This window comes from Hansschlegelia sp. KR7-227, from assembly GCF_049446035.1.
In the GTDB taxonomy this organism is placed as follows: domain Bacteria; phylum Pseudomonadota; class Alphaproteobacteria; order Rhizobiales; family Methylopilaceae; genus Methylopila.
Genome location: NZ_JBMSEA010000001.1, coordinates 1907762 through 1927051 on the forward strand (window position 1 = coordinate 1907762; position 19290 = coordinate 1927051).

Consider the following 19290-nt stretch of genomic DNA (forward strand, 5'->3'; position numbering starts at 1 on the left):
CCGATGGTCGCGTCCGAAACTTCTCAGATCCTCGTCACCGGAGCCGCGGGCTTCATCGGCGCCGCCGTCGCGCGCCGCCTCGCGGACCAGGGCTTCGCCGTGCGCGCAGGCGTCCGCCGCTCCGCGCCGCCGGCGTGGCTTGTCGGCCGGCCGGGCGTCGCGCCGATCGCCTGCGACCTCGACCGCGAGGCCGAGGTCGCGGCGGCCGTCGCCGGCGCCGGATTGGTCGTGCACGCCGCCTATGGCCCGGACGCCGACATGGTCCCGCAGTGCCGCCGCCTGCTCGCCGCCATGGCGAACGCGGGCGTGCGGGACCTGGTCCATTTCTCCTCGATCGCCGTCTATGGCGAGCGCGCCGGCCGCATCGTCGAGACGGACGGGCCGGTCGGCGCGCTCGGTTCCTACGGCGAGGCCAAAGCCGGTTGCGAGCGGCTGATCCGCGACTGGGTCGCGGCCGACGCCTCGGCAGGCCGGCGGGCGTTGCTGCTGCGGCCGGGCGTCGTCTATGGGCGCGGCAGCCGCTTCTGGGTCGACAAGATGGCCGATCGCATCCAGGCCGGCGCCTGGGGCGATTTCGGCGCCGCTGCGGGCGGCTCCGCGCCGCTCGTCCATGTGGACGACGTCGCAGAACTTGCGGCTCAGGCGGTCCGGGCCCTGACGTCAGGAGGTGCCCCGGGACTGGAGGGCGCCGACGCGCTCAACGTCGTCGGGCCGGAAACGCCGTCCTGGCGCGCCTATTTCGCGGCGCTCGCAGAAGCGATCGGCGCGCCGCCGCTCAGGCCCGTCGGCGCGCGCGAGATCGCCTTTCGCCGCGCGCTCTCATTGCCCGCCAAGGCGTGGCGCCGGCTCGGTCTGCCCGGCCTTCGGGCCGCGGCGCTCGCCCCGACCTCCGGCGAGATGGCGCTGTTCGCCCGCGACGCGACCTTTTCCACCGAGGCGGCCGAGCGGCTCCTGAGCTTTCGGCCCGCCATCGGCCTTCGCGACGGCCTTGCGCGCAGCGTCGGCGCAGGTCAGCCGAAGGCGTAGCGGCGGGCGGACCGCGGCGGCAGAACGATCCGCCAGCCGCCGTCGACCGGCTCGGGCCGCTCGTCGACGGCGGACTCCATGGGCTGCGACGCGTCGAAGCCGGTCACCGCGAGGGGGCTGAGCGTGCGTCCGCTCGCGAAGCCGAGATCGACGGCGAGCGGAGCTTCGGTCTTGTTGACGACGACAAGTCGCAACGGGACCTCTTCCGCCGCGGCTCCGGCGGCGTAGGCGGCGAGACCCGGCCCGCCGGCGCCCTTGAGACCGATGGAATGATCGCCGAACCGGCCGCCCGCCGCGTCGGGCGCGCGATAGAGCCGGTAGGCCTCGCCGAGAAAGCCCGCGAGGCTCCCCCAATGGCTTGCGAAATGCACGCCCTCTACGCCGAAGCGCCCGAGCGCGTCCGCGAGCGCAAGGCCGGAGGCGACCGCTCCGGCGCCGCCATAATTGAACTCCGTGACGGCGATCTTCGTGCCCGGAAACCACCGGTCGACGAGCCGCTGCAGGGAGGGGAGCAGCGGCAGCGTCACCCCCTCCCCGCCGCTTCCGACGGGCAGCGCGCGCGGAACCCAGCTGTCCTCGGAAAAGCCAGGCTCCGACAGGCTGCGCGGCGCGTCGAGCAGAGCTGAGGCGAGCGAAGGATCCTCCGTGCGGAACAGGTCTCCACGCCGGCTGTAGGGGTACCAATGCACGTCGAGGACGTCGAGCAGCCGCACGCCCGCCTGCTCGGAGGCCCGCCGGAAGCCGTCGAGATAGGCGCCGAGGAAGCTGCCGAAGCGCTGGTGCGCCGGCCAGTCGGGCGCGTCCTGGAAGGTGGCGAATTCGGTCGGCCCCCAGCTCGCGGGGCCGAAGACCTGCGCCTGCGGATCGATCGCCTTGACGACGCGCGCAGCGGCCACCGAGCGCTCCATCAACGCAGCGATCGTCGGCTTGGCCCGGACGATCCGCGGATGGGTCTCGGCCCAGAGCCCAGGCTCGTTGTCGAGCGAATAGGCGTAGATCCCCTCCGCGGAACCCGCGCCGCCATAGCGCTCCACCAGTCGGGCGAGAAGCTGGGGCGCGTCGCAGACCGTCGGGTCGATCGGCGCGGCCGCGGGCGTCGCGCCGGTCCATCGCACCGGCTTGAAGCGGGCGGAGGGCGCGGCGTCGCGCGAGGCGACCTCGCCGTCCGCGTCGGCCGCGACGAAGCCTGCGAGCGGCACGGCGACCAAGCTGCGCGCGCCCATGGCGAGGGTGGCGCGGTGCATGGCGTCGACGACCGCGAAAGGCTCGCGGCGCGCCGCTGCGTCGAGCTTCAGGGCGTCCGGCAGGAAGAAACCGTTGGCCTGCTCCCAGTCCTTGCCGGCGTTCGAGGCGTTGGTCGCCCAGTCGTAGGTCGTCATGAGGTTGCCGCCGAGCCGTCGGGCGGTGACGCCGGCGGCCCGGTCGAGATCGGCGGACAGCGGACCGCCGTCCATCGCCCCGATCTCGTTGGAGCCGTAGATCAGCGGGCTGATCGGGCGGCCCGGACGATCGTCGCGGATCGTGATCGTTTGAGGCGATGCGGCCTTCGCGGCCGCCGGCCGCGCCGCCAGCGCCGCGAGCCCGCCGGCCAGCGCCGTGCGGCGGCTGACGGACGCCGCCGGAGGGCGGCCGCGCTTCAAGAGACTAGGCCCGATCCGTACATCGCCGAACGGAAACGCGGCATCCACAGGATCTTGCCCAGGCCGCCGAACGCGGTCGCCAGCGCCTTGGCCGAGCGCGTCCTGTCGATCGGCGCCAAGGCCGCGGCCATCGCGCCCGCCGCGACGGCCTGTGCGGCGCCCACCGCCATCCACAGCGCGATGGTCCCCCATCGGGTCGGCTTCAGCATGTGGGGCACGAAGCTGCGGATCTGGCCGCTCAGAAACTTGCGCTTTCGGACATAGGCCCAGTTGAGCCGCCGCGGCGGCACCCATTCGACGACCCCGCCCTCCGCCGACCAGGCGAAGCGGCGCCCCGCGATCACAAGCCGCTTGAGCAGCAGGCTGTCCTCGCCGCCGAATTCATTGAGGCTCGTGTCGAACGGCGGATCGTCTGAAAGGCAGCGGATCCGGTCGAACATCGAATTGTTGGTGCCGACATAGGCGCTGAGATCGGTGATGTCGGCGGCGTCCGGCCGGTCGATGGCGCGGGAGAAATACGGCCCGAACGGCCCCATCGCGCGTCCGTCCTCGGCGCGCGCCTCGGCGGGACCGAAGACGGCGTCCGCGCCGGTCGTCCGCGCGGTCGCGACATGGGCGGCGAGCCAGCCGGGGGAGGCCTCCTGGTCGTCGTCGAGGAAGGCGATCCAGCGGCCGGTCGCCGCGGAGACGCCGGCGTTGCGGGCGTTGGCGACGCCGGGCGCAGGCGCCGCGACGTACCGAACCGGCAGGCCGGAGATCGCAGGGAACGCGTCGACAACGGCGCGCGCGTTGCCGTCGGCGGAATTGTCCACGACGAGGATTTCAATATCGAGGTCGGCCGGGCGCGCCTGGGCCAAAGCGCTCTCGACCGCCCGGCGCAGCGGCTGCGGCCGGTTGAGGGTCGGAATGACGATCGAGACGACGTCCATCGGCTGCGGGCTTCCTCGCTCCGACACTACTGCTCGCGGGATTTAACATCGCCTTAAGCCCGCCGCCCTCCTAATCGGGCGCTGAGAACGCTAGAGTTGGTCACGAAGCGCGCCGTCGGCGCGCTGTGGCGCGCATGTCGCGGCCATCGAACCCCGCTGGGGCCCGCGCTGCGTCCCGACCTCCTCGCCGGAGCGGCAGAGCATGAGCGACGCTACCATCCCCGCGACCAGGACCGCTCCCGCGGCGCGGCGCGGCGTGGGCGGCGGCCTCCATCTGGCGCTGCTGCTTGGCTTCCTCGCCTATGTCTTCATCGGCACCCAGCCGTTCGGCGATCCCTCGGCGGCGCAGCGCGTCGACGGCAGCTCGCTCGACCGCATCGCGGTCCTCGGCATGTTCGGCCTGGCGCTCGCCGTCCTGTGGGTGAACCGGACGGCGGCGCTCGCGCTGCTGGGCGCCAATCTCGGCCTCGCCGCCGTGGTCGGCTTCTGCCTGCTGAGCGTCGTCTGGTCGGATTATCCGGCCCTCACGATCCGCCGCGCGCTGCTGCTCGTGTTCCTCACCGTCGCCGCGGCGGCGATCGCCGCCGGGACGACCGACCTCAGACGGCTGCACGGCGTTCTGTTCGGGACCCTGACCGCGGTCGTGCTGCTCAACCTCGTGGCGACGGCGGTCGCGCCGGGCGTCGCGATCACCGACATCGGCGTGCGCGGCATCTACAGCCAGAAGAACGTCGCCGGCATCGTCTCCATGCTCGCGGTCGTGGTCGCCGCCACCTGGATCCTCGGCGCGTCGCGCGCCCGATCCGTGGCGGTCGGACTGGCCGCGCTCCTCCCCGCGCTGCTCTTCCTCGTTCTGACCAAGAGCAAGACCTCGATCGCGCTCACCGCGCTCGCGTTCGGAATCGTCGCGGTCTTCGCGCTCGCCGAGTGGATCGGCGCGCGCTTCGTCCTCCTGGTGCTCGGCGCCGGCCTGCTCGCCTCGGCGCTTTTGCTCGCGATCTTCGCCGCCTTCGACTTCGATCCGCTGCTCATCGTGGCGGCCGTCACGGGAGACGCGACCTTCACCGGCCGCGACGAGCTCTGGTCCTTCGCGCTGAACGCCGCGTTGGAGCGGCCGTGGCTCGGTCATGGCTACGGCGCCTTCTGGGACGTCGGCGAAGCGAACGATCCCCTGCAGCGGCTCGATCCCGGCACCTGGCTCGGCGACGTCGACATCGGCACGATCAACCAGGCTCACAACGGCTATCTCGAGCTCTGGCTCCATATCGGCCTGCCCGCCACGATTCTCGGCGTGCTGGTGGTCGCTCGACGCGGCCTTACCGCGCTGCGATATGTCGCAGCCGGAAGCGCGGGCGCCGCCGAACGCGCGGCCGTCGGCATGCTCGGGCTCATACTCTTGCTTTATCTGCTTCATAACTTCACGGAGGCCACGCTCTTCATGCGGGGACTGGCCTTCTGCAACATCGCCTTGTTAGCCATGCTATTAGTGAGCAGAGCCCAAGCTTTTTCGCATTTGCGAAATGATCGTGACGGTGGTTGAGAATGCAATCGACGCGACCGAAAGACCGGACCGACCCCATGAACGCCCTCAGCATGCCGGCGCCGAACGCGTCATTCGCGCTGATCTCCCACGATCAGAGCGGCGTCGACGAGCCGGCGCGGCTTCGCTTCCTGGGCGTCTCGTTCGACCGTCTGACGATGCCGGACGTCGTGTCGCTGCTCCTGACGCGGCAGGCGGAGGCGCCGTTCGCCTCGGTGGTCACCCCGAACGTCGCGCATGTCGTGCGGATCGCGGACACCGACGAAGAGGTCGCGCCGGCCTATCGCAACGCGTGGCTCTGCCTCAACGACAGCCGCATCGTGGAAGCGCTGGCGCGCTCCAGGGGCCTCGCCCTGCCCGCGACGCCCGGCGCCGATCTCGTCGTCAGTCTGCTGTCGGCCCCGGAGTTCGACCGCTCGTCGCCGGTCCTGCTGGTGGGAGGCGACGCGCAGTTGTTTGAGGCGCTCGTCGCCAAGGCCTCCTTGACGAACGCACGTCATTTCGACGCCCCAATGGGGCTTCTGACCGATCCTGAAGCGTTCGACGCCACCGTGAACTTCATCGAAACCCATCCTGCGCGCTTCGTGCTCCTCGCGGTGGGCTCTCCCCAGCAGGAGCTGCTCGCCGAGGCTCTGCGCGCCCGCGGCATCGCGCGCGGCGTCGGCCTGTGCATCGGAGCGGCCGTGGAGTTCCTGGTCGGCCGACGCCGCCGGGCGCCGGCCTGGATGTCCAAGCGCGGGCTGGAATGGCTGTTCCGGCTGCTGTCCGAGCCGCGCCGGATGTGGCGGCGTTACGTCATCGACAGCCCGAAGATCCTGCGTCTCTATCTCCAGGAGCTGAGACGCTAGGCTTCGGAGACGCGATGGTCGACCTCACGATCGTCATCTGCACCTATCGGCGGCCGGAGCCTCTGCGCCGCGCGCTGCTCAGCGTCCTGCGGCAGGCGGCGCCGGGCGGGATGGCGGTCGCCATCGTCGTCGCCGACAACAGCGACGACGGCTCGGCGCGCTCCGTGGTCGAGGCGCTGCGGCCGGAGAGCCCCTATCCGATCGCCTATGTCGAGGCGCATCCGCCGAACATCTCGGTCGCCCGCAACGCCGGCCTCGCGGCGGTGACCTCGCCGACCTTCGCCTTCATCGACGACGACGAGGAAATCGCGCCGGGCTGGCTGTCGGCGGTCGCCGAAGGGCTCGGCGCTCACGATCACGACGTGTTCTTCGGCCGCGTCACGCCCGCCTTCGAGACGCCTGAGCGCGCGACGGCCGCGATCCGCAACCTGTTTTCGCGGGAGGTGGCGGCCCCGGCCGGCCATGAGCTGTTCGCCATGGGCCCGCGCAAATCGCCGGGAATCACGCTCGGCACCAACAACTCGATCTTCCGCACGGCGCGAGCCCTCGACGGCGGCGTCGCCTTCGACGCGGCCTATGGGCACGCGGGCGGCGAGGACTACGACCTGTTCTGCCGCCTGCAGGCGCGGGGCTTGCGCTTCGGCTGGCTTCCGGGCGCGGAGGTCATCGAGCACGTTCCAGCCGACCGCTGCGACGAAGGCTATCTGCGCCGCAGGCTCTACGCTGGCGGCCAGATCTACGTCGCGATCATGGCGGCCCGCAGCCGGCGTCCGGCCGTGGCGCGATGGACCCTGAGGGCGAAGGCCGCTGCGCAGGCCGGCCTGCTCGCGCTCGCCGCGCCCCTTCATCTGCTGCGCGGCCCCGCGGCCCGGGCCGACTACGGCTTCCGCTGGGCGGGCGTGCTCGGCAAGCTGTCGTCGGGCGGGTTCTATCCCGTCTATCGCGAGGGCGACGCGCCGAAGGCGCCGGCGGCCTGAGCCCGGCGCGGCTCAGCCGCGCTCGGAATCCTGCTGCGCCGCATAGGCCTGCACGCGCGCATAGAGCGCGAGCCGGCGCTCCAGCGGCAGGTCGATGGTCGACTGGACGAGGCAGGAGACATGGTCGGGCTCGACGCCCGCCACGAAGGCGTCCTCGTCGGCCTGCCCCGAGAAATCGCCCGACCAGCGCGAGTGGCAGAGGGAGCGCGGAGCGGCGAACAGGCCGGCCGCGTCGAGCCCCATGATCTTGTCGGCATGGACGCCGTAGAGCACGTATTCGGCGAAGTGCGGCGTGCGAGCCAGCGCCACTTGCCAGGACTTGCCCGTCACCGCCTCGATCCGCTCGGTCATCGCGACCAGCGCGGAGCGCCGCCACACGACCAGCGCGTCGATATACTCCGCGCCGTGCCAGTCGCCGGGCGGCAGGCCCAGCAGCTTCGCCGCCGCGGCGTGCCAGGCGCGATGGCTGTCGAGCTCGACCTTCTCCGGATTGCGGTACAGCCGGACCCTTCCGTCGCGGACGAGATGGGCGGGCGTCAGCTCGCGGATGAAGACGTTGTCGCTGTCGACATGGACGACGATGTCGGTCGAGGCGGCGGCGGTCGCCGCGATCTTCATCATCTGCTGCGCGATCCAGCCGCGCACCGGCCGGCTGAAGGGGGTCAGATAGATGTTGCGGCGCGGGAGCCGCAGCAGCTTCCGCACGGCGGGCGACGGCATGGGCGCCTTGACGAAGCCGCGCGGCAGAAATTCATCCTCCGCCACGATACGGCGCCGGCCGCCGGCCAGTCCGCCGAACAGGTCGAGGTCCTTCGTCGGCACGATCAGCCAGTGCTCGATCGTCTCGGGGACGAAGCGGTCGACGCTCTCGCACAACGCCCGGCAGGCCTCGAAATCTCCTCGGAACGAGCAGGTGCTGAGCCGGGCGGTGAGCGGAGACGGTTCGGTCATGCCGCCCAGTCCATCGGCGCGATCGGGGCGAAGCTCGATCGCACCACGGCGGGACGGTCGAAGCGATCCGGATGCTGGAGCATCTCGGTCACCTCGGTGACGTGGACCGCGAAATCTTCGTCGAGGCGGCAGGGCCGGCCGGTCCGGATCGACTCCGCAAGCTCGGCCACGCCGCGCATGAAGTCCATCGTCGGCTCGCCGCGCCCGCCACGAAACGGCGTCTTCCTGGCCGGCGTCACGCGGCTTGCGCCGAGCGACCCGAACTTGCGCTCTATGAGGCGCGCAAGGCGGCTCTGCGAGGCGCGGCGAAGCCGCACGGGAGAGGCGTAGTCCCACGGCTCCCGGAGCTCGAGGACGCCGTCCTCGCCGACCACCCGCATGCGGTGGTCGTAGGGGGCGACGACCGAGTTGGTGATGCGGGCGACCACGCCGCCGTCGAACTCAAGGCAGCCGACCGAGAAGTCCGGCGCGGGATGGGGCAGCGGGGGATCGGTGCGCTTGTCGGGGATCAGCAGCGCGGAGAACGCCGTCACACGGCGCACCGGCCCGAACATCGCGGCGAACAGGGTGATGGCGTAGCCGGCGTGCTCGAAGGTGCAGCCGGTCTCGAACTCGCCGCGGGCCGGCCAGACGCGGCCGCTGCGGCTCTTCCAGTCGCGGTAGTTCGCGCGGTGCACCATGCCGTCGTCGAGCTCCGCATAGGCGAGCGCGACGCGGCCCACGGCGCCGCGCCGCACCGCCGCCCACAGCGTCTGCGCGCTTTCGCCGAGCATGCTGCACGGGGCGGCCGCGAGCCGGACGCCCGCCGCGCGCGCCTGGTCGCGCATGTTTTCAGCCTCTCCGACCGTCATGCCGAGCGGCTTTTCGGAATAGACATGCTTGCCGGCCGCGATCGCGGCGGCGGTGACGTCGGCGTGGCTCTCCGGCGTCGTCAGGTTGACGACGATCCGGACGTCGGGATCCGCGAGGGCGGCGTCGAGGGAGGCGTAGGTCCGGTCGCCCCAGCAGGCGGCGAAGGCCGCGAGGCGCTTGGGGTCGCGGTCGTAGACGCCGACGAGGCGCAGTTCGCCGTCGTGGAGCCGGAGGCACCGCCGATAGGAGTCCGCGACGTAGCCGCAGCCCACGATGGCTAGTCCGGCGGAGCCCGCGTCGTTCGTCACCCGAACCTCATGTTCCGCGCGAAAGGCGCCTGACAATGGCCTACCGGAGCGCCGTTTCAGAAGAGCTAAGACGCACCGCGGCGCGGCCGGATGGCCCGCTCACTCGCGGCGGTAGTCGTCCTCGTAACGAACGATGTCGTCCTCGCCGAGATAGGGGCCGGACTGAACTTCGATCAGATGCAGCGGGATGACGCCCGGATTCTCCAGCCGATGCACCGCGCCGAGCGGGATGTAGACGGACTGGTTCTCGCCCACGATCGTCACGTCCGCGTCGATGGTCACGCGGGCGGTGCCCTGCACCACGATCCAGTGCTCCGACCGGTGCACGTGGCTCTGCAGCGACAGCTTGCGCTTCGGCTTGACCGTGATGCGCTTGACCTGGAAGCGGCCGCCCTGGTCGATGATCTGGTAGGAGCCCCACGGACGATGGGAGAGCGACGCCTCGGTCGCCATGGGCTCGCCCTTCGCCTTCAGCGCGGCGACCATCTCCTTCACCCTGTCGGCGTTGTCCCGGGTGGTCACGAGCACGGCGTCCTGGGTGGTCACGACGACGGCGTCGTGGACGCCGACGACCGCCGTCAGATGCTTCTCGGAGCGCACGTAGCAGTTCGAGCTGCCGACCGCGGCCGCGGGCCCGATCAGGGCGTTGCCGTCGGAATCGTGCTCGGCGATGTCCCAGAGCGCCGACCAGCTGCCGACGTCGGACCAGCCGAAGGCGGCGCGCGCGACCGCCGCGCGCGGCGTCTTCTCCATGACGGCGTAGTCGATCGACCGGGCTTCGGCCCTGGCGAAGCTCGCGGGGTCCAGGCGCAGGAAGGCGAGGTCGGGCGTCGCGGTCTCGGCCGCCGCGACGGCGGGGCCCTCGATCGCCGGCGCGAGCGCTTTCAGCTCGCCCAGCAGCGTCCGCGCCAGGCTGAGGAAGTTGCCCGAGTTCCAGCAGCAGCCTTCCGCGACCAACCGCTCGGCCGTGGCCCGATCCGGCTTCTCGATGAAGGCGTCGACGATCTCGACGCCGGGCGCGCCCTCGATCGCCGCTCCGGGCCGGATGTAGCCGTATTTCGAGGTGGGCTCCGTCGGCTCGATCCCGAAGGTGACGATCCGGCCCTGCAGGGCCGCGGCGAGGCCGGCGTCGACTGCGGTGAGGAACGCCTGAGGATCGCGGATGACGTGATCGGAGGCGAGCACCAGCACCGCGGCGTCCGGATCGCGCATTTCGGCGAGGCGGGCGCCGGCCGCGATCGCCGCGGCGCTGTCGCGCCGGCAGGGCTCGAGCACGATCGTGGCGTTGACCCCGATCTGTTCGAGCAGCTCCGCCACGATGAAGCGGTGGGCCTCGCTCGCGATTACGATCGGATCCTCGAATCGATCGGGATCCGACACGCGCAGCGCGGTGTCCTGAAGCAGGGTCCGGTCCCCCGACAGCGGCAGGAACTGTTTGGGGTAGCTTGCCCGCGAGGATGGCCACAGCCGCTCGCCGGCGCCGCCGCACAGAATGATCGGGATGATCTTGGTTTGAGCCATGGCGTCAGATCGTCTGGTTGTAAGCGCCGACCTGCGGGTGCTCGCGCAGCGCCGCGTCGACCGCATGGAACATTTCGCGCATGCGCGCCTCCGACACGGGGCTCTCGACCACCACGACGAGCTCCGGCTTGTTCGAGGAGGCCCGCACCAGGCCCCAGGTGCCGTCCTGCGTCGTCACCCGCACGCCGTTCACCGTGACGAGGTCGCGGATCGGCTGGCCGGCGACCGGCTCGCCCCGCGCCATCCTGTCCTGGAAGGCTGCGGTGACCTGTTCGACGACGCCGTATTTCACGTCGTCCGCGCAGTGCGGCGACATGGTCGGCGTGCCCCAGGTCTTCGGCAGCGACCGCCTGAGATCGGCCATCGACAGGTCCGGATTGCGGTCGAGCATGTCGCAGACGGCGAAGGCCGACAGCAGCCCGTCGTCGTAGCCCAGCCCGATCGGACGGTTGAAGAAGTAATGGCCGGACTTTTCGAACCCGACCAGGGCGTTCAGCTCGCTCACGCGGCGCTTGATGTAGGAATGACCGGTCTTCCAGTAGTCCGTGACCGCGCCGTTCGCGATGAGGACGGGATCGGTCATGTAGAGTCCCGTCGACTTCACGTCGACCACGAAGCGGGCGTCGGGATAAACCGCCGAGAGGTCGCGCGCCAGCATCACCCCGACCTTGTCGGCGAAGATCTCCTCGCCCTCATTGTCGACCACGCCGCAGCGATCGCCGTCGCCGTCGAAGCCGAACCCGACATCGGCGCCATGCTCGAGCGTCGCGTCACGCATGGCGTGCAGCATCTTCAGGTCTTCGGGATTCGGATTGTACTTGGGGAAGGCGTGGTCGAGCTCCGCGTCCAGCGGCACCACCTCGCAGCCGAGCCGCTCCAGCGCCTCCGGCGCGAAGGCCCCGGCTGTGCCGTTGCCGCAGGCGGCGACCACCTTGATGCGGCGCTTCAGCTTCGGCCGGTCGAGCAGGTTCTTCAGATAGCGCTCCGGGAAATCGGTCTCGTAGGCGTAGGCGCCGCCATCCTTGAGAATGAAGGCTCCGCCCAGCACGATCTCCTTAAGCCGGCTCATCTCCGTCGGCCCGAAGGTCAACGGCCGTTCGACGCCCATCTTGACGCCCGTCCAGCCGTTCTCGTTGTGCGAGGCGGTGACCATCGCGACGCAGGGGGCGTCGAGCTCGAACTGGGCGAAATAGGCCATCGGCGAGAGCGCGAGGCCGATGTCGCGGACGCGGATTCCTGCAGCCATGAGGCCGAGCGCGAGCGCCATCTTGATCGAGGAGGAATAGCTCCGGAAATCATGGCCGACCACGATCTCCGGCCGAACGCCGAGTTCGTGTATCAGCGTGCCCAGTCCAATGCCGACGGCCTGGACGCCCATCAGGTTGAGCTCGGGGCCGAACAGCCACCGCGCGTCATATTCCCGGAAGCCGTTGGCGCTGACCAGCGGCGTCGTTTCATAGCCGAGGCTGTTGGGGGTCAGCGGGTATTCGGGTTTCGGAAACATACCACCTCACGCACGCCCGACGTCCACGCGTCCCGACCGCGCAGACACGCGACGCGCATCAGCGCGATGGCGCGGGATCGTGGAGACGCGCACGCACGCCGCCTCGCCGCCGGGACGGCAGAGACCATCCCCGAGAGGTGTTAATGAACTATCGACCAATTGCTGAAGCTGCGGCCGGAGGCCGCTAATCCCTGACCTCGTCGGTCCAGACCTTGAAACTCTTCAGCGTGTTCGGGCCGAAGACGTTGGTGAGCGCGACGTCGGAGGCGTCGCGGCCGCGGCCCATGACGATGCGCCCGATGCGCGGTCGGTTGTGCCGGGCGTCGAACGTGTGCCAGCGGCCGCCGAGATAGACTTCCATCCAGGCCGAAAAATCCATCGGCGCCGGGTCGACCGGCACGCCGATGTCGCCGAGATAGCCGGTGGCGTAGCGGGCGGGAATGTTCATGCAGCGGCACAGCGTGATCGCAAGATGGGCGAAGTCGCGGCAGACGCCCTGGCGTTCCTGGTAGGCCTCGTAGGCGGATTTGGTCGCCCGCGCGTGCTGGTAGCCGAAGGTCAGATGATTGTGGACGAACTCGACGATCGCCTGCACCCGGGCCCAGCCGAACGGCGCGGCGCCGAACAGACTCCAGGCGTCGCCGACCAGCCGATCCGTCTCGCAGTAACGGCTGCCGAGAAGATAGATGAGCACGTTGTTCGGCAGATCTTCGATCGCGTGCTGAGGCGCGTCGGGCGACACTACGTCAGGCGCGCCGCTGTCCATCACCACGGCGTCGGTCGACAACGTGAAGTCGCCGGCCGGCGCGGTCATGCGGCTGCAGATGTTGCCGAAGTCGTCGATGTAAGTGGAGATCGGCACCTGCGGCCATGAGACCACGCGATCCGGCGTCAGCAGGTCGCGGTCGCGCGCCGGATGCACGTTCAGCATCGCGAGAAGCGGCGTGGGCTGCGGAAAGGTGTGGACGATCTCGAAGCCGATGCGGATCTTCATGAGCGAAACCGATCCGCCGGAACGCAGGCGGGGTCTGACGTGGGCATGATGCTGCTGTCCTCTGCACGCCGTCGCGGCGCTGCGCGGAATGCCTGTTGAAACGCTAGGCCGCCGATGTTCGTTGCGAGGGCTACGCAATTTCCGCGCCGCGACGCGGACGGCGTCAGCGGTCCCGAGCCGCAGCCTCGATCAGCTTTTCGCAGAGTTCGCGCAGGGCGCCCTGCCCTCCGGGCTTGGCCGTGACGTAGCGAGCGATCGCGAGCGCCTCCGGGCGGGCGTCGGCCGGGGCGACGGGGAAGCCCACCGCCTCCATGCAGGCGAGATCGTTGACGTCATTGCCGATATAAGCGGCGTCCGCGCGCGCGAGACGGTGCTCTGCGAGCCAGCGGTCGAGCTCCGGCAGCTTGTCGTCGATGCCCTGGCGCACCTCAATCTTCAGCTTCCGCCCGCGGGCGGAGACGACCGGGTTCGGCTCCTTCGACAGGATGAGCAGCCTTATGTCGGTCAGCTTCTGGAGACGGGTCAGTCCCATGCCGTCGGAGCGGCTGGCGAACACCGCCTCGCGGCCCGTCTCGTCGACCAGCACGCGGTCGTCGGTGAAGACGCCGTCGAAATCCATCACCAGCGCTTTCACGCCGCGAGGGACGTCGTCCGCGGACTCCGTCCGCGACCGAAGGATCGCCGTGGCCAATGCGAGATCGGCCGCGTCGTCGATCTCGATCGGCGGCCCGCCTGTCGGAACGATCGCAGCCTTGCCGCAGAAGCGGCTGCCGGCGGCCCGGAACGCCGCGGCGTCCATGGCGTAGACGGCGCCGGTCTCGCGGAACTGGGGCGGCAGGTCCTGCCGCCGCTTTCGGGGGGCCGTGTGGTCGTGGTTGACGCCGACGGCTTCGCCCGCGGCGCCCGTCGTCCAGAGAAAGCCGTGGTCGGGAGCCGCGGTGAAGCTGCAGACCACGCCCTCCGATCCAAGCGCGGCGACGCAGGCGTCGATCTCGTCGGCGCCGGTGAAGGGCGACGTGCATTGCAGGAAGACGAGCGTCCCGACTGCGCCGGAGCCGCCCCCTTCGAGGACGTCGAGCGCGTGCAGCAGCGCGGCCTCCGAAGAGGCGGCGTCGCCGGAGATCTCCGCGGGGCGCTCAATGATCCCGGCGCCTGCGGCCCGCGCCGCCGCGGCGATCTCAGCGTCGTCGGTCGAGACGTAGACGGCGTCGACGCGCCGCGCCGCCTTGGCGGCGGCGATCGTGCGCGCGACGAGCGGCAGGCCTCCCAGCGGGCGCAGATTCTTGCGCGGCAGGCCCTTGGAGCCGCCGCGCGCCGGGATCACCGCGACGCAACGCATGGAGCTCTCCCCGCTCGCTCAGCTGACGGCGCGGAGGCCGGGCTGCCATTTGAGCTTCTTGCGCTGCTCCTCCTCGACGTCGAGGACGTCCTTGGACTTGAAGGTGAGCGCCTTTTCGACGTTCCGGAGATCGCGGCACAGGCGCCTGAGCCCGTCAGGCTCGAGCGAGGCGGCGTGGTCGGTGCCCTTCCAGGTGCGGTCGAGCGTGAAGTGCCGTTCGATCCAGGCGGCGCCGAGCGTCAGCGCGGCGACGTCGGCCGCGATGCCGAGATGGTGGCCGGAGAAGCCGATCGCCTTCACGCGCCCGTCGAAGTCCGCCCTGAGACGCTCGACCTCCCGCAGGCACAGCTCGTCGAAGGCCACGGGATAGCCGGAGGTGCAGGCGTAGAGCACGAGATCCCCCGATCGGCCGCGCTCCCCGTAGAAGGCGACGATCCGGCCGATCTCGGCGCGCGTCGTCATGCCGGTCGAGACGTGGATCTCGCCGCCGTAATGATCACAGAGCCAGCCCTGCAGCTCGAAATTGAGGTTGGTCGCGGAAGGAATCTTGATCAGCGCGGGGTCGAGCGCCGCGATCTCGCGGGCGGACGTCAGGTCCCAGACCGACGTCGCATAGGCCACGCCTACGCTTTCGCAGAAGGCCTTGAGCTCGGCGTGCTGCTCGGCCGTAAACTCCAGCGCCTCGCGATGCGCCCCATAGGTGTCGCCATAGGAGTTGGCGGGGTTCGGATGGGGATCGCCATACTGCTTCGGCGACAGCAGCTCCCGGTTGTTGCGCTTCTGGAACTTGGCGACGTCGGCTTTGCACTCGCTCGCCGCGACCGAGATCATGCGCTTGGCGATCTCGATTTCGCCCATGTGATTGCAGCCGATCTCGGCGACGATCTTGACCATGCAGAACTCCGTTGGTGCAGCGCAGGCTAAAGGACTTCGCGGCCGATTGGTACCAAGGGGGCCTATCAGCCGCGCGGCGCCGGACGGCGGACCTGGCGCAGGCGCCTCGCGACCGCCGCGACCATGCCGAGGCCCCGGCGCGGCTTCTCCACGAGATGCGGGGCGTGCACCGCGGCGGGGCCGCCGCGGCCGAGCGCGAAGGCCATCCAGTCGGACGAGCCGTAGGCCGGCGTCAGCGGCCGCAAAGGCAGCGCGGCTTCGAGCCGGTCCTGACCCGCGAGCAGCGCCTCGACCTGGTCGAGCATCGGCTCCGGGCGCGCCGCGGCGCCGGAGCGGGCCACAAGCCACACAGGCTCGACCGCCGAGCCCATCTCGGGCGTGAGCTCGCGGAGGGTGGCGAAGCAGCCGGAGCCCACGAAATAGGTCGTGCCGAGCGCCTCGGAGACGCCGAAATCCGAGATGATTCGGGTGGGCGCGCCCCGCGCCATGGCTTCGACGGCGATGGTGGAGCTCACCGTCGCGACCAGCGAGGCGCGGTCGACCAGCTGCTGGGCGGGCTCATGGGTGAATTGCAGGTTCGCCGGCCGCCGGGAGCGGGCGAACAGCTCGCGAGCGAGATCCTCGAGGTGGAACCGCGCCGAGTGATGCGCCCGTTCGTCCCGCGCGTGCCGCAGCTTGATCAGCACGTCGGTGTCGGGGAACCGCGTCGCGAGATCGATCAGGCTCGCGAGCAGGTGGGTGCGCTGGATGCGGATCGCCGGAATGACCGGCTGCTCGAAGAACACGATCGCCTTTTTTACCGGCGGCGACCACGGCCTCCTGTCGAGCCCGAGCAGCCCGGTGACGAGCGCATTGGTCGAATCGAGCCCGAGTTCGGCGGCGGCCGCCCGATAGAGATCGCGGTCGCCCTCGGTGTTGAAGCACAGCACGTCGGCCGGAGCCCGGCTCATGAAGCCCGCGAGATGGTCGGCGAGCACGACGCCGGGCGAGGCCACCACCACGATCGGCCGGGCCGGCTCGCGGGACAGATCGGCGGTCGCAAGCGCAAGAAAGAGCTCTCGCGCGCGTCCGCCGTCGACGACGGCGATCACGACATGGGCATCGCGGAACAGCCTGGACTTCACCAGCGTCTCGGCCGCCACGACGTCGACGCTCTCGAACACCCCGTTGGCCTCGAGCTGGCGCGTCGTGAGCTGGCCCTCGGAGGCCGACAACGCCAGGATTTTGAGGCTCGCGCCTTCGGACTCGAACATCCGCCCGATCACGGCGGCGGTCTTGACGAAACTGTCGAAGGTGCCGAGCGCGAGCACGCGGCGGCCTGCAAAGCGGCCCTTGCGCTCGGGCGTATCGGCGGAAGCGGTGCTCATGAAATGGAATTCGTCCAAGGTGACGCGGCGGCAGGCTTTAGGACAACCAGGCGCGGGTTGAAAGCGTCATGGCCTGCGACGACCGCCAGGATGTGCTCGCGCTGGCGCCGGAGATAGCCGTCGGGCAGCGCCAAACGGGCGATCGGCAGCTCCGGATCGATCACCGACAGCGTGTCGGCGGCCGACGAGGCGATCACGACGACGCGCGCCGGCCGGACGGCGGCGTCGAGATAGGCGATCTCGACCGGCAGGCCGTCGCCGCCGCCGAGCGTCAATCCCGCCTCGCGGGCGAGCGTCTGCGCGCGATCCGCGCGCTCTCCGCGATGCGGGCGGTAGACGACCGGCCCGGCGTGACCGGCCCGGCGCAGGGCGGCGACGCCGTCGACGATCAGCGCGCGATAGGCGTCGGGCGAGCAGATTCCGGCCTCCGCGTGGTTTGAACCCAGGAGCCAGACATCCCCGCCGCGCGGAGCCGCCGCCGACCGGCTGCGCCAACCTTCATAGGCGTGACGCTCCAGCCGGTCGCCTGAGAGCATGGTTGGTCCGATCAGCGATCCATAGACGGTGAAGAAGGTGAGCGACGGAGGGTCCGGAGGCGCCCGCTCGCCGAACGCGGCGCGGGCGAGCGCCGTGCGGAACCAGCCCGGCTGGAAGCGCTCCGGGGCCGGCGCGGTCGCCGGATCCCGGCGCGCGGCCGCCACCTGCGGCGCCACCGAGCCGTCGTCGAGCAGCACGAGCTCGCGATGCCGGACGCTTGCGACTAAGGCGCGATGCGAGACGTTGCGGAAGTCGCCGAAGGCGACGGCGTCGCGCTCGCCGAGCTCTCGCGCCAGCGCCTCCAGGCTGCGGCGATGGCGGAGATCGGCTGCGTCCCGCAGCATGCGCGGCCCCGCCCCCTGCGGCCGTCCGGGATGGCGGACGATCCGGCGCCACAGCGACGGATCGCGCGCGATGAGCGCGTCGATCGCCGCCGCCCCGCCCGCCCTGTCGCCCAGAAGAACGAGGTCCGCAACGCCGCCCGCGCGGCGTCGGCGCCATTCGGCGGCGTTGACATATTGCAGGGGCGAGGAGACGACGACGAGGTCGGCGAGGCCGGTCATGGCCTTCCCATACACCGACACGCGCGCCGCGCGAACGCAGACCGTTCACCGCCTCCGCGCGGCGTCGTCCCAGATCCAGAGCAGCCGCCGCGCCAGCTTGTCCGGCGCATGGGCGGCGGCAGCCTCGCGGCCGGCCACCCCCATGCGCGCCCTGAGCGCCGGGTCGGCCGCCAGCTCGCCCAGCGCGTCGATCAGCGCGGCGCGGTCGCCGACGGGCGCAAGCCTGCCGGTGACGCCGTCGACGACCGTGTTTGCGAGCCAACCGGAGGCATAGGCCACGACGGGCTTGCCTGCGGCGCCGGCCTCGAGCGACACGCGGCCGAACGGCTCGTCCCACAGCGTCGGCAGCGCCACGACGTCGCAGGCGGCGTAGAGTTCGGCCACCTCCGCCGGCGACACCCGGCCATGGAGGCGCACCTTCGAGGCCGCCCCCTTCGCGCGGACGAGGCGAAGTATGTCGTCGCGCGCCGGTCCCCTTCCGGCAAGATCGAGCTCCACGTCGGGAATGCGGGCGCTCAGTTCGTCCCAGCCTTCGAGCAGATGCGTCTGTCCCTTGTTCGGCGTGAGCGAGCCGACGAGCAGGATGCGGAAGGCGCCGGTCGCCGTGGGGGCGCGCGGCGCCGTCGGGCCAGGGGCGATCGGCACGAGCGCGACGCGCGTCAGCCTGTCCGGCGCGACCACCTCGGAGAGGGTGCGCTGGAGGTAGCCGCTCGTCGCGATCACCCGCGTCGCGCGCTGCAGCATCGCCTGGCGGAAGGCGAGCGCCTGGCGGGCGCAGCGGAGCTCGACGCGCTTGCGCCAATCCGGCGGCGCGCCATCCGACGGCGCCGCCGTCTGATCGAAGCGCAGGCGGGTGAACCGGTGATCGCGCACGAGCGCCACGAGCGGCGTGGCGAGCCCCTCGAGCGCGGTCGCCGCCTTCATGATGGAGCGGGCGTTGTCGGCGTGGACGAGCGCGGGATTCAGCCGGTCCAGGATGGCGCGGATGTCGGCGGGGCTGCGGCTTTCCGGGACGGTCGAATGCGCCATCCGCATGCCGCCCGGCGGCGTCGCCCGCGCGATTCGCAGCAGCAGAGCCGGCCCATGCGCCTTCGGATCGCGCACCGCGCACGCGACCGCCTCGCCGACGAAGCTGAGCCACTTCAGCAGGAACGGCCTGGTCTTGAGACGCTCGACCTCATGTTGGGACAGCCGATGCAGCGGCCACGCGGCCGGAGCCGGCAGGGCGATCACGTCGACGCCGTCCACGACGCGGCGCTCGGGCTCGGCGAGCGTCTGATCGAAGGTCGCCACCAACACCTGGTCCCGCAGGACCGGCTCGCGCAACAGCAGATGCAGGCTGAGCTCCGCCCCGCCGACATCGTCGGGCGGATAGCGGTCGGACACGACGAGCACCCGCCGCGCCGGCAGGCCGGCCAGCCAGTCCTCGCTCTTTCGTCGCCGCATGCGCCAGACCCGTCGGACCGCCGCGCGGGGCGGCAGCGCGCCTTTTCGATCTCC

Annotated in this window: 16 protein-coding genes; 4 read left to right on the forward strand and 12 right to left on the reverse strand. The window is 70.8% G+C overall.

What is annotated here, in order from left to right; all coding sequences use genetic code 11:
* Nucleotides 1-3: 3 nt before the first annotated feature.
* Nucleotides 4-1026, forward strand: coding sequence for an NAD-dependent epimerase/dehydratase family protein (locus ACO2RJ_RS08940; RefSeq protein ID WP_423267644.1), 1023 nt, complete (start codon nucleotides 4-6; stop codon nucleotides 1024-1026).
* Here ACO2RJ_RS08940 and ACO2RJ_RS08945 read toward each other — a convergent pair.
* Complete coding sequence (locus ACO2RJ_RS08945; RefSeq protein ID WP_423267646.1) at nucleotides 1011-2666, reverse strand: glycoside hydrolase family 44 protein; 1656 nt, start codon at nucleotides 2664-2666, stop codon at nucleotides 1011-1013. The genes ACO2RJ_RS08940 and ACO2RJ_RS08945 overlap by 16 nt on opposite strands.
* Entirely contained in the window at nucleotides 2663-3595 is a 933-nt protein-coding gene (locus ACO2RJ_RS08950) for a glycosyltransferase family 2 protein (protein WP_423267647.1), read from the reverse strand. Before ACO2RJ_RS08950 ends, ACO2RJ_RS08945 begins: the two co-directional genes overlap by 4 nt.
* A 202-nt stretch (nucleotides 3596-3797) precedes the next feature.
* Between ACO2RJ_RS08950 and ACO2RJ_RS08955 the strand changes: the two genes are divergently transcribed.
* Genes ACO2RJ_RS08955 through ACO2RJ_RS08965 form a run of 3 tightly spaced genes read left to right on the forward strand, consistent with a single transcriptional unit; the run spans nucleotide 3798 to nucleotide 6960 of the window.
* Nucleotides 3798-5135 (forward strand): O-antigen ligase family protein, encoded by a 1338-nt coding sequence (locus tag ACO2RJ_RS08955; protein WP_423267649.1) that lies wholly within the window; start codon nucleotides 3798-3800, stop codon nucleotides 5133-5135.
* 38 nt (nucleotides 5136-5173) lie between these two features.
* Complete coding sequence (locus tag ACO2RJ_RS08960) at nucleotides 5174-5983, forward strand: WecB/TagA/CpsF family glycosyltransferase (protein WP_423267650.1); 810 nt, start codon at nucleotides 5174-5176, stop codon at nucleotides 5981-5983.
* A gap of 14 nt (nucleotides 5984-5997) precedes the next feature.
* Entirely contained in the window at nucleotides 5998-6960 is a 963-nt protein-coding gene (locus tag ACO2RJ_RS08965; protein WP_423267651.1) for a glycosyltransferase family 2 protein, read from the forward strand.
* Between the two features lie 12 nt (nucleotides 6961-6972).
* Here the strand turns inward: ACO2RJ_RS08965 and ACO2RJ_RS08970 are convergent, their stop codons facing one another.
* From ACO2RJ_RS08970 to ACO2RJ_RS09015, 10 genes are all read right to left on the reverse strand, one after another.
* Complete coding sequence (locus ACO2RJ_RS08970; protein ID WP_423267652.1) at nucleotides 6973-7911, reverse strand: DUF6492 family protein; 939 nt, start codon at nucleotides 7909-7911, stop codon at nucleotides 6973-6975.
* The gene (locus tag ACO2RJ_RS08975) at nucleotides 7908-9071 is read right to left on the reverse strand and encodes a Gfo/Idh/MocA family oxidoreductase (protein WP_423267653.1); all 1164 of its coding nucleotides are present in this window, start codon (nucleotides 9069-9071) and stop codon (nucleotides 7908-7910) included. Before ACO2RJ_RS08975 ends, ACO2RJ_RS08970 begins: the two co-directional genes overlap by 4 nt.
* 99 nt (nucleotides 9072-9170) lie before the next feature.
* The gene (locus tag ACO2RJ_RS08980; RefSeq protein ID WP_423267654.1) at nucleotides 9171-10592 is read right to left on the reverse strand and encodes a mannose-1-phosphate guanylyltransferase/mannose-6-phosphate isomerase; all 1422 of its coding nucleotides are present in this window, start codon (nucleotides 10590-10592) and stop codon (nucleotides 9171-9173) included.
* A 4-nt stretch (nucleotides 10593-10596) separates the two neighbouring features.
* Nucleotides 10597-12096 carry a phosphomannomutase/phosphoglucomutase gene (locus ACO2RJ_RS08985; protein ID WP_423267655.1) on the reverse strand — a complete coding sequence of 500 codons (1500 nt, stop codon included), beginning with the start codon at nucleotides 12094-12096 and terminating at the stop codon, nucleotides 10597-10599.
* A gap of 184 nt (nucleotides 12097-12280) precedes the next feature.
* Nucleotides 12281-13090: a transglutaminase-like domain-containing protein gene (locus ACO2RJ_RS08990; RefSeq protein ID WP_423267656.1), complete on the reverse strand. Its 810-nt coding sequence runs from the start codon at nucleotides 13088-13090 to the stop codon at nucleotides 12281-12283.
* A 163-nt stretch (nucleotides 13091-13253) separates the two neighbouring features.
* Entirely contained in the window at nucleotides 13254-14429 is a 1176-nt protein-coding gene (locus ACO2RJ_RS08995) for a cytidylyltransferase domain-containing protein (RefSeq protein ID WP_423267657.1), read from the reverse strand.
* An 18-nt stretch (nucleotides 14430-14447) separates the two neighbouring features.
* Nucleotides 14448-15323, reverse strand: coding sequence for an N-acetylneuraminate synthase family protein (locus ACO2RJ_RS09000; RefSeq protein WP_423267658.1), 876 nt, complete (start codon nucleotides 15321-15323; stop codon nucleotides 14448-14450).
* Between the two features lie 65 nt (nucleotides 15324-15388).
* Complete coding sequence (locus ACO2RJ_RS09005) at nucleotides 15389-16690, reverse strand: DUF6716 putative glycosyltransferase (RefSeq protein WP_423267659.1); 1302 nt, start codon at nucleotides 16688-16690, stop codon at nucleotides 15389-15391.
* Entirely contained in the window at nucleotides 16687-17790 is a 1104-nt protein-coding gene (locus tag ACO2RJ_RS09010) for a hypothetical protein (protein ID WP_423267660.1), read from the reverse strand. The genes ACO2RJ_RS09005 and ACO2RJ_RS09010 overlap by 4 nt, the downstream gene beginning before the upstream one ends.
* A gap of 45 nt (nucleotides 17791-17835) precedes the next feature.
* Nucleotides 17836-19236, reverse strand: coding sequence for a glycosyltransferase family 4 protein (locus ACO2RJ_RS09015; RefSeq protein WP_423267661.1), 1401 nt, complete (start codon nucleotides 19234-19236; stop codon nucleotides 17836-17838).
* Nucleotides 19237-19290: the final 54 nt, after the last annotated feature.

Bases quoted from the DNA above. Each gene is read 5' to 3' on its own strand.
- ACO2RJ_RS08985 (WP_423267655.1), bottom strand. From the start codon at position 12,096: ATGTTTCCGAAACCCGAATACCCGCTGACCCCCAACAGCCTCGGCTAT.
- ACO2RJ_RS08940 (WP_423267644.1), top strand. From the start codon at position 4: ATGGTCGCGTCCGAAACTTCTCAGATCCTCGTCACCGGAGCCGCGGGC.
- ACO2RJ_RS08960 (WP_423267650.1), top strand. From the start codon at position 5,174: ATGAACGCCCTCAGCATGCCGGCGCCGAACGCGTCATTCGCGCTGATC.
- ACO2RJ_RS08955 (WP_423267649.1), top strand. From the start codon at position 3,798: ATGAGCGACGCTACCATCCCCGCGACCAGGACCGCTCCCGCGGCGCGG.
- ACO2RJ_RS08970 (WP_423267652.1), bottom strand. From the start codon at position 7,911: ATGACCGAACCGTCTCCGCTCACCGCCCGGCTCAGCACCTGCTCGTTC.
- ACO2RJ_RS09005 (WP_423267659.1), bottom strand. From the start codon at position 16,690: ATGAGCACCGCTTCCGCCGATACGCCCGAGCGCAAGGGCCGCTTTGCA.
- ACO2RJ_RS08965 (WP_423267651.1), top strand. From the start codon at position 5,998: ATGGTCGACCTCACGATCGTCATCTGCACCTATCGGCGGCCGGAGCCT.
- ACO2RJ_RS08980 (WP_423267654.1), bottom strand. From the start codon at position 10,592: ATGGCTCAAACCAAGATCATCCCGATCATTCTGTGCGGCGGCGCCGGC.
- ACO2RJ_RS08990 (WP_423267656.1), bottom strand. From the start codon at position 13,090: ATGAAGATCCGCATCGGCTTCGAGATCGTCCACACCTTTCCGCAGCCC.
- ACO2RJ_RS09015 (WP_423267661.1), bottom strand. From the start codon at position 19,236: ATGCGGCGACGAAAGAGCGAGGACTGGCTGGCCGGCCTGCCGGCGCGG.
- ACO2RJ_RS09000 (WP_423267658.1), bottom strand. From the start codon at position 15,323: ATGGTCAAGATCGTCGCCGAGATCGGCTGCAATCACATGGGCGAAATC.
- ACO2RJ_RS08950 (WP_423267647.1), bottom strand. From the start codon at position 3,595: ATGGACGTCGTCTCGATCGTCATTCCGACCCTCAACCGGCCGCAGCCG.
- ACO2RJ_RS08995 (WP_423267657.1), bottom strand. From the start codon at position 14,429: ATGCGTTGCGTCGCGGTGATCCCGGCGCGCGGCGGCTCCAAGGGCCTG.
- ACO2RJ_RS09010 (WP_423267660.1), bottom strand. From the start codon at position 17,790: ATGACCGGCCTCGCCGACCTCGTCGTCGTCTCCTCGCCCCTGCAATAT.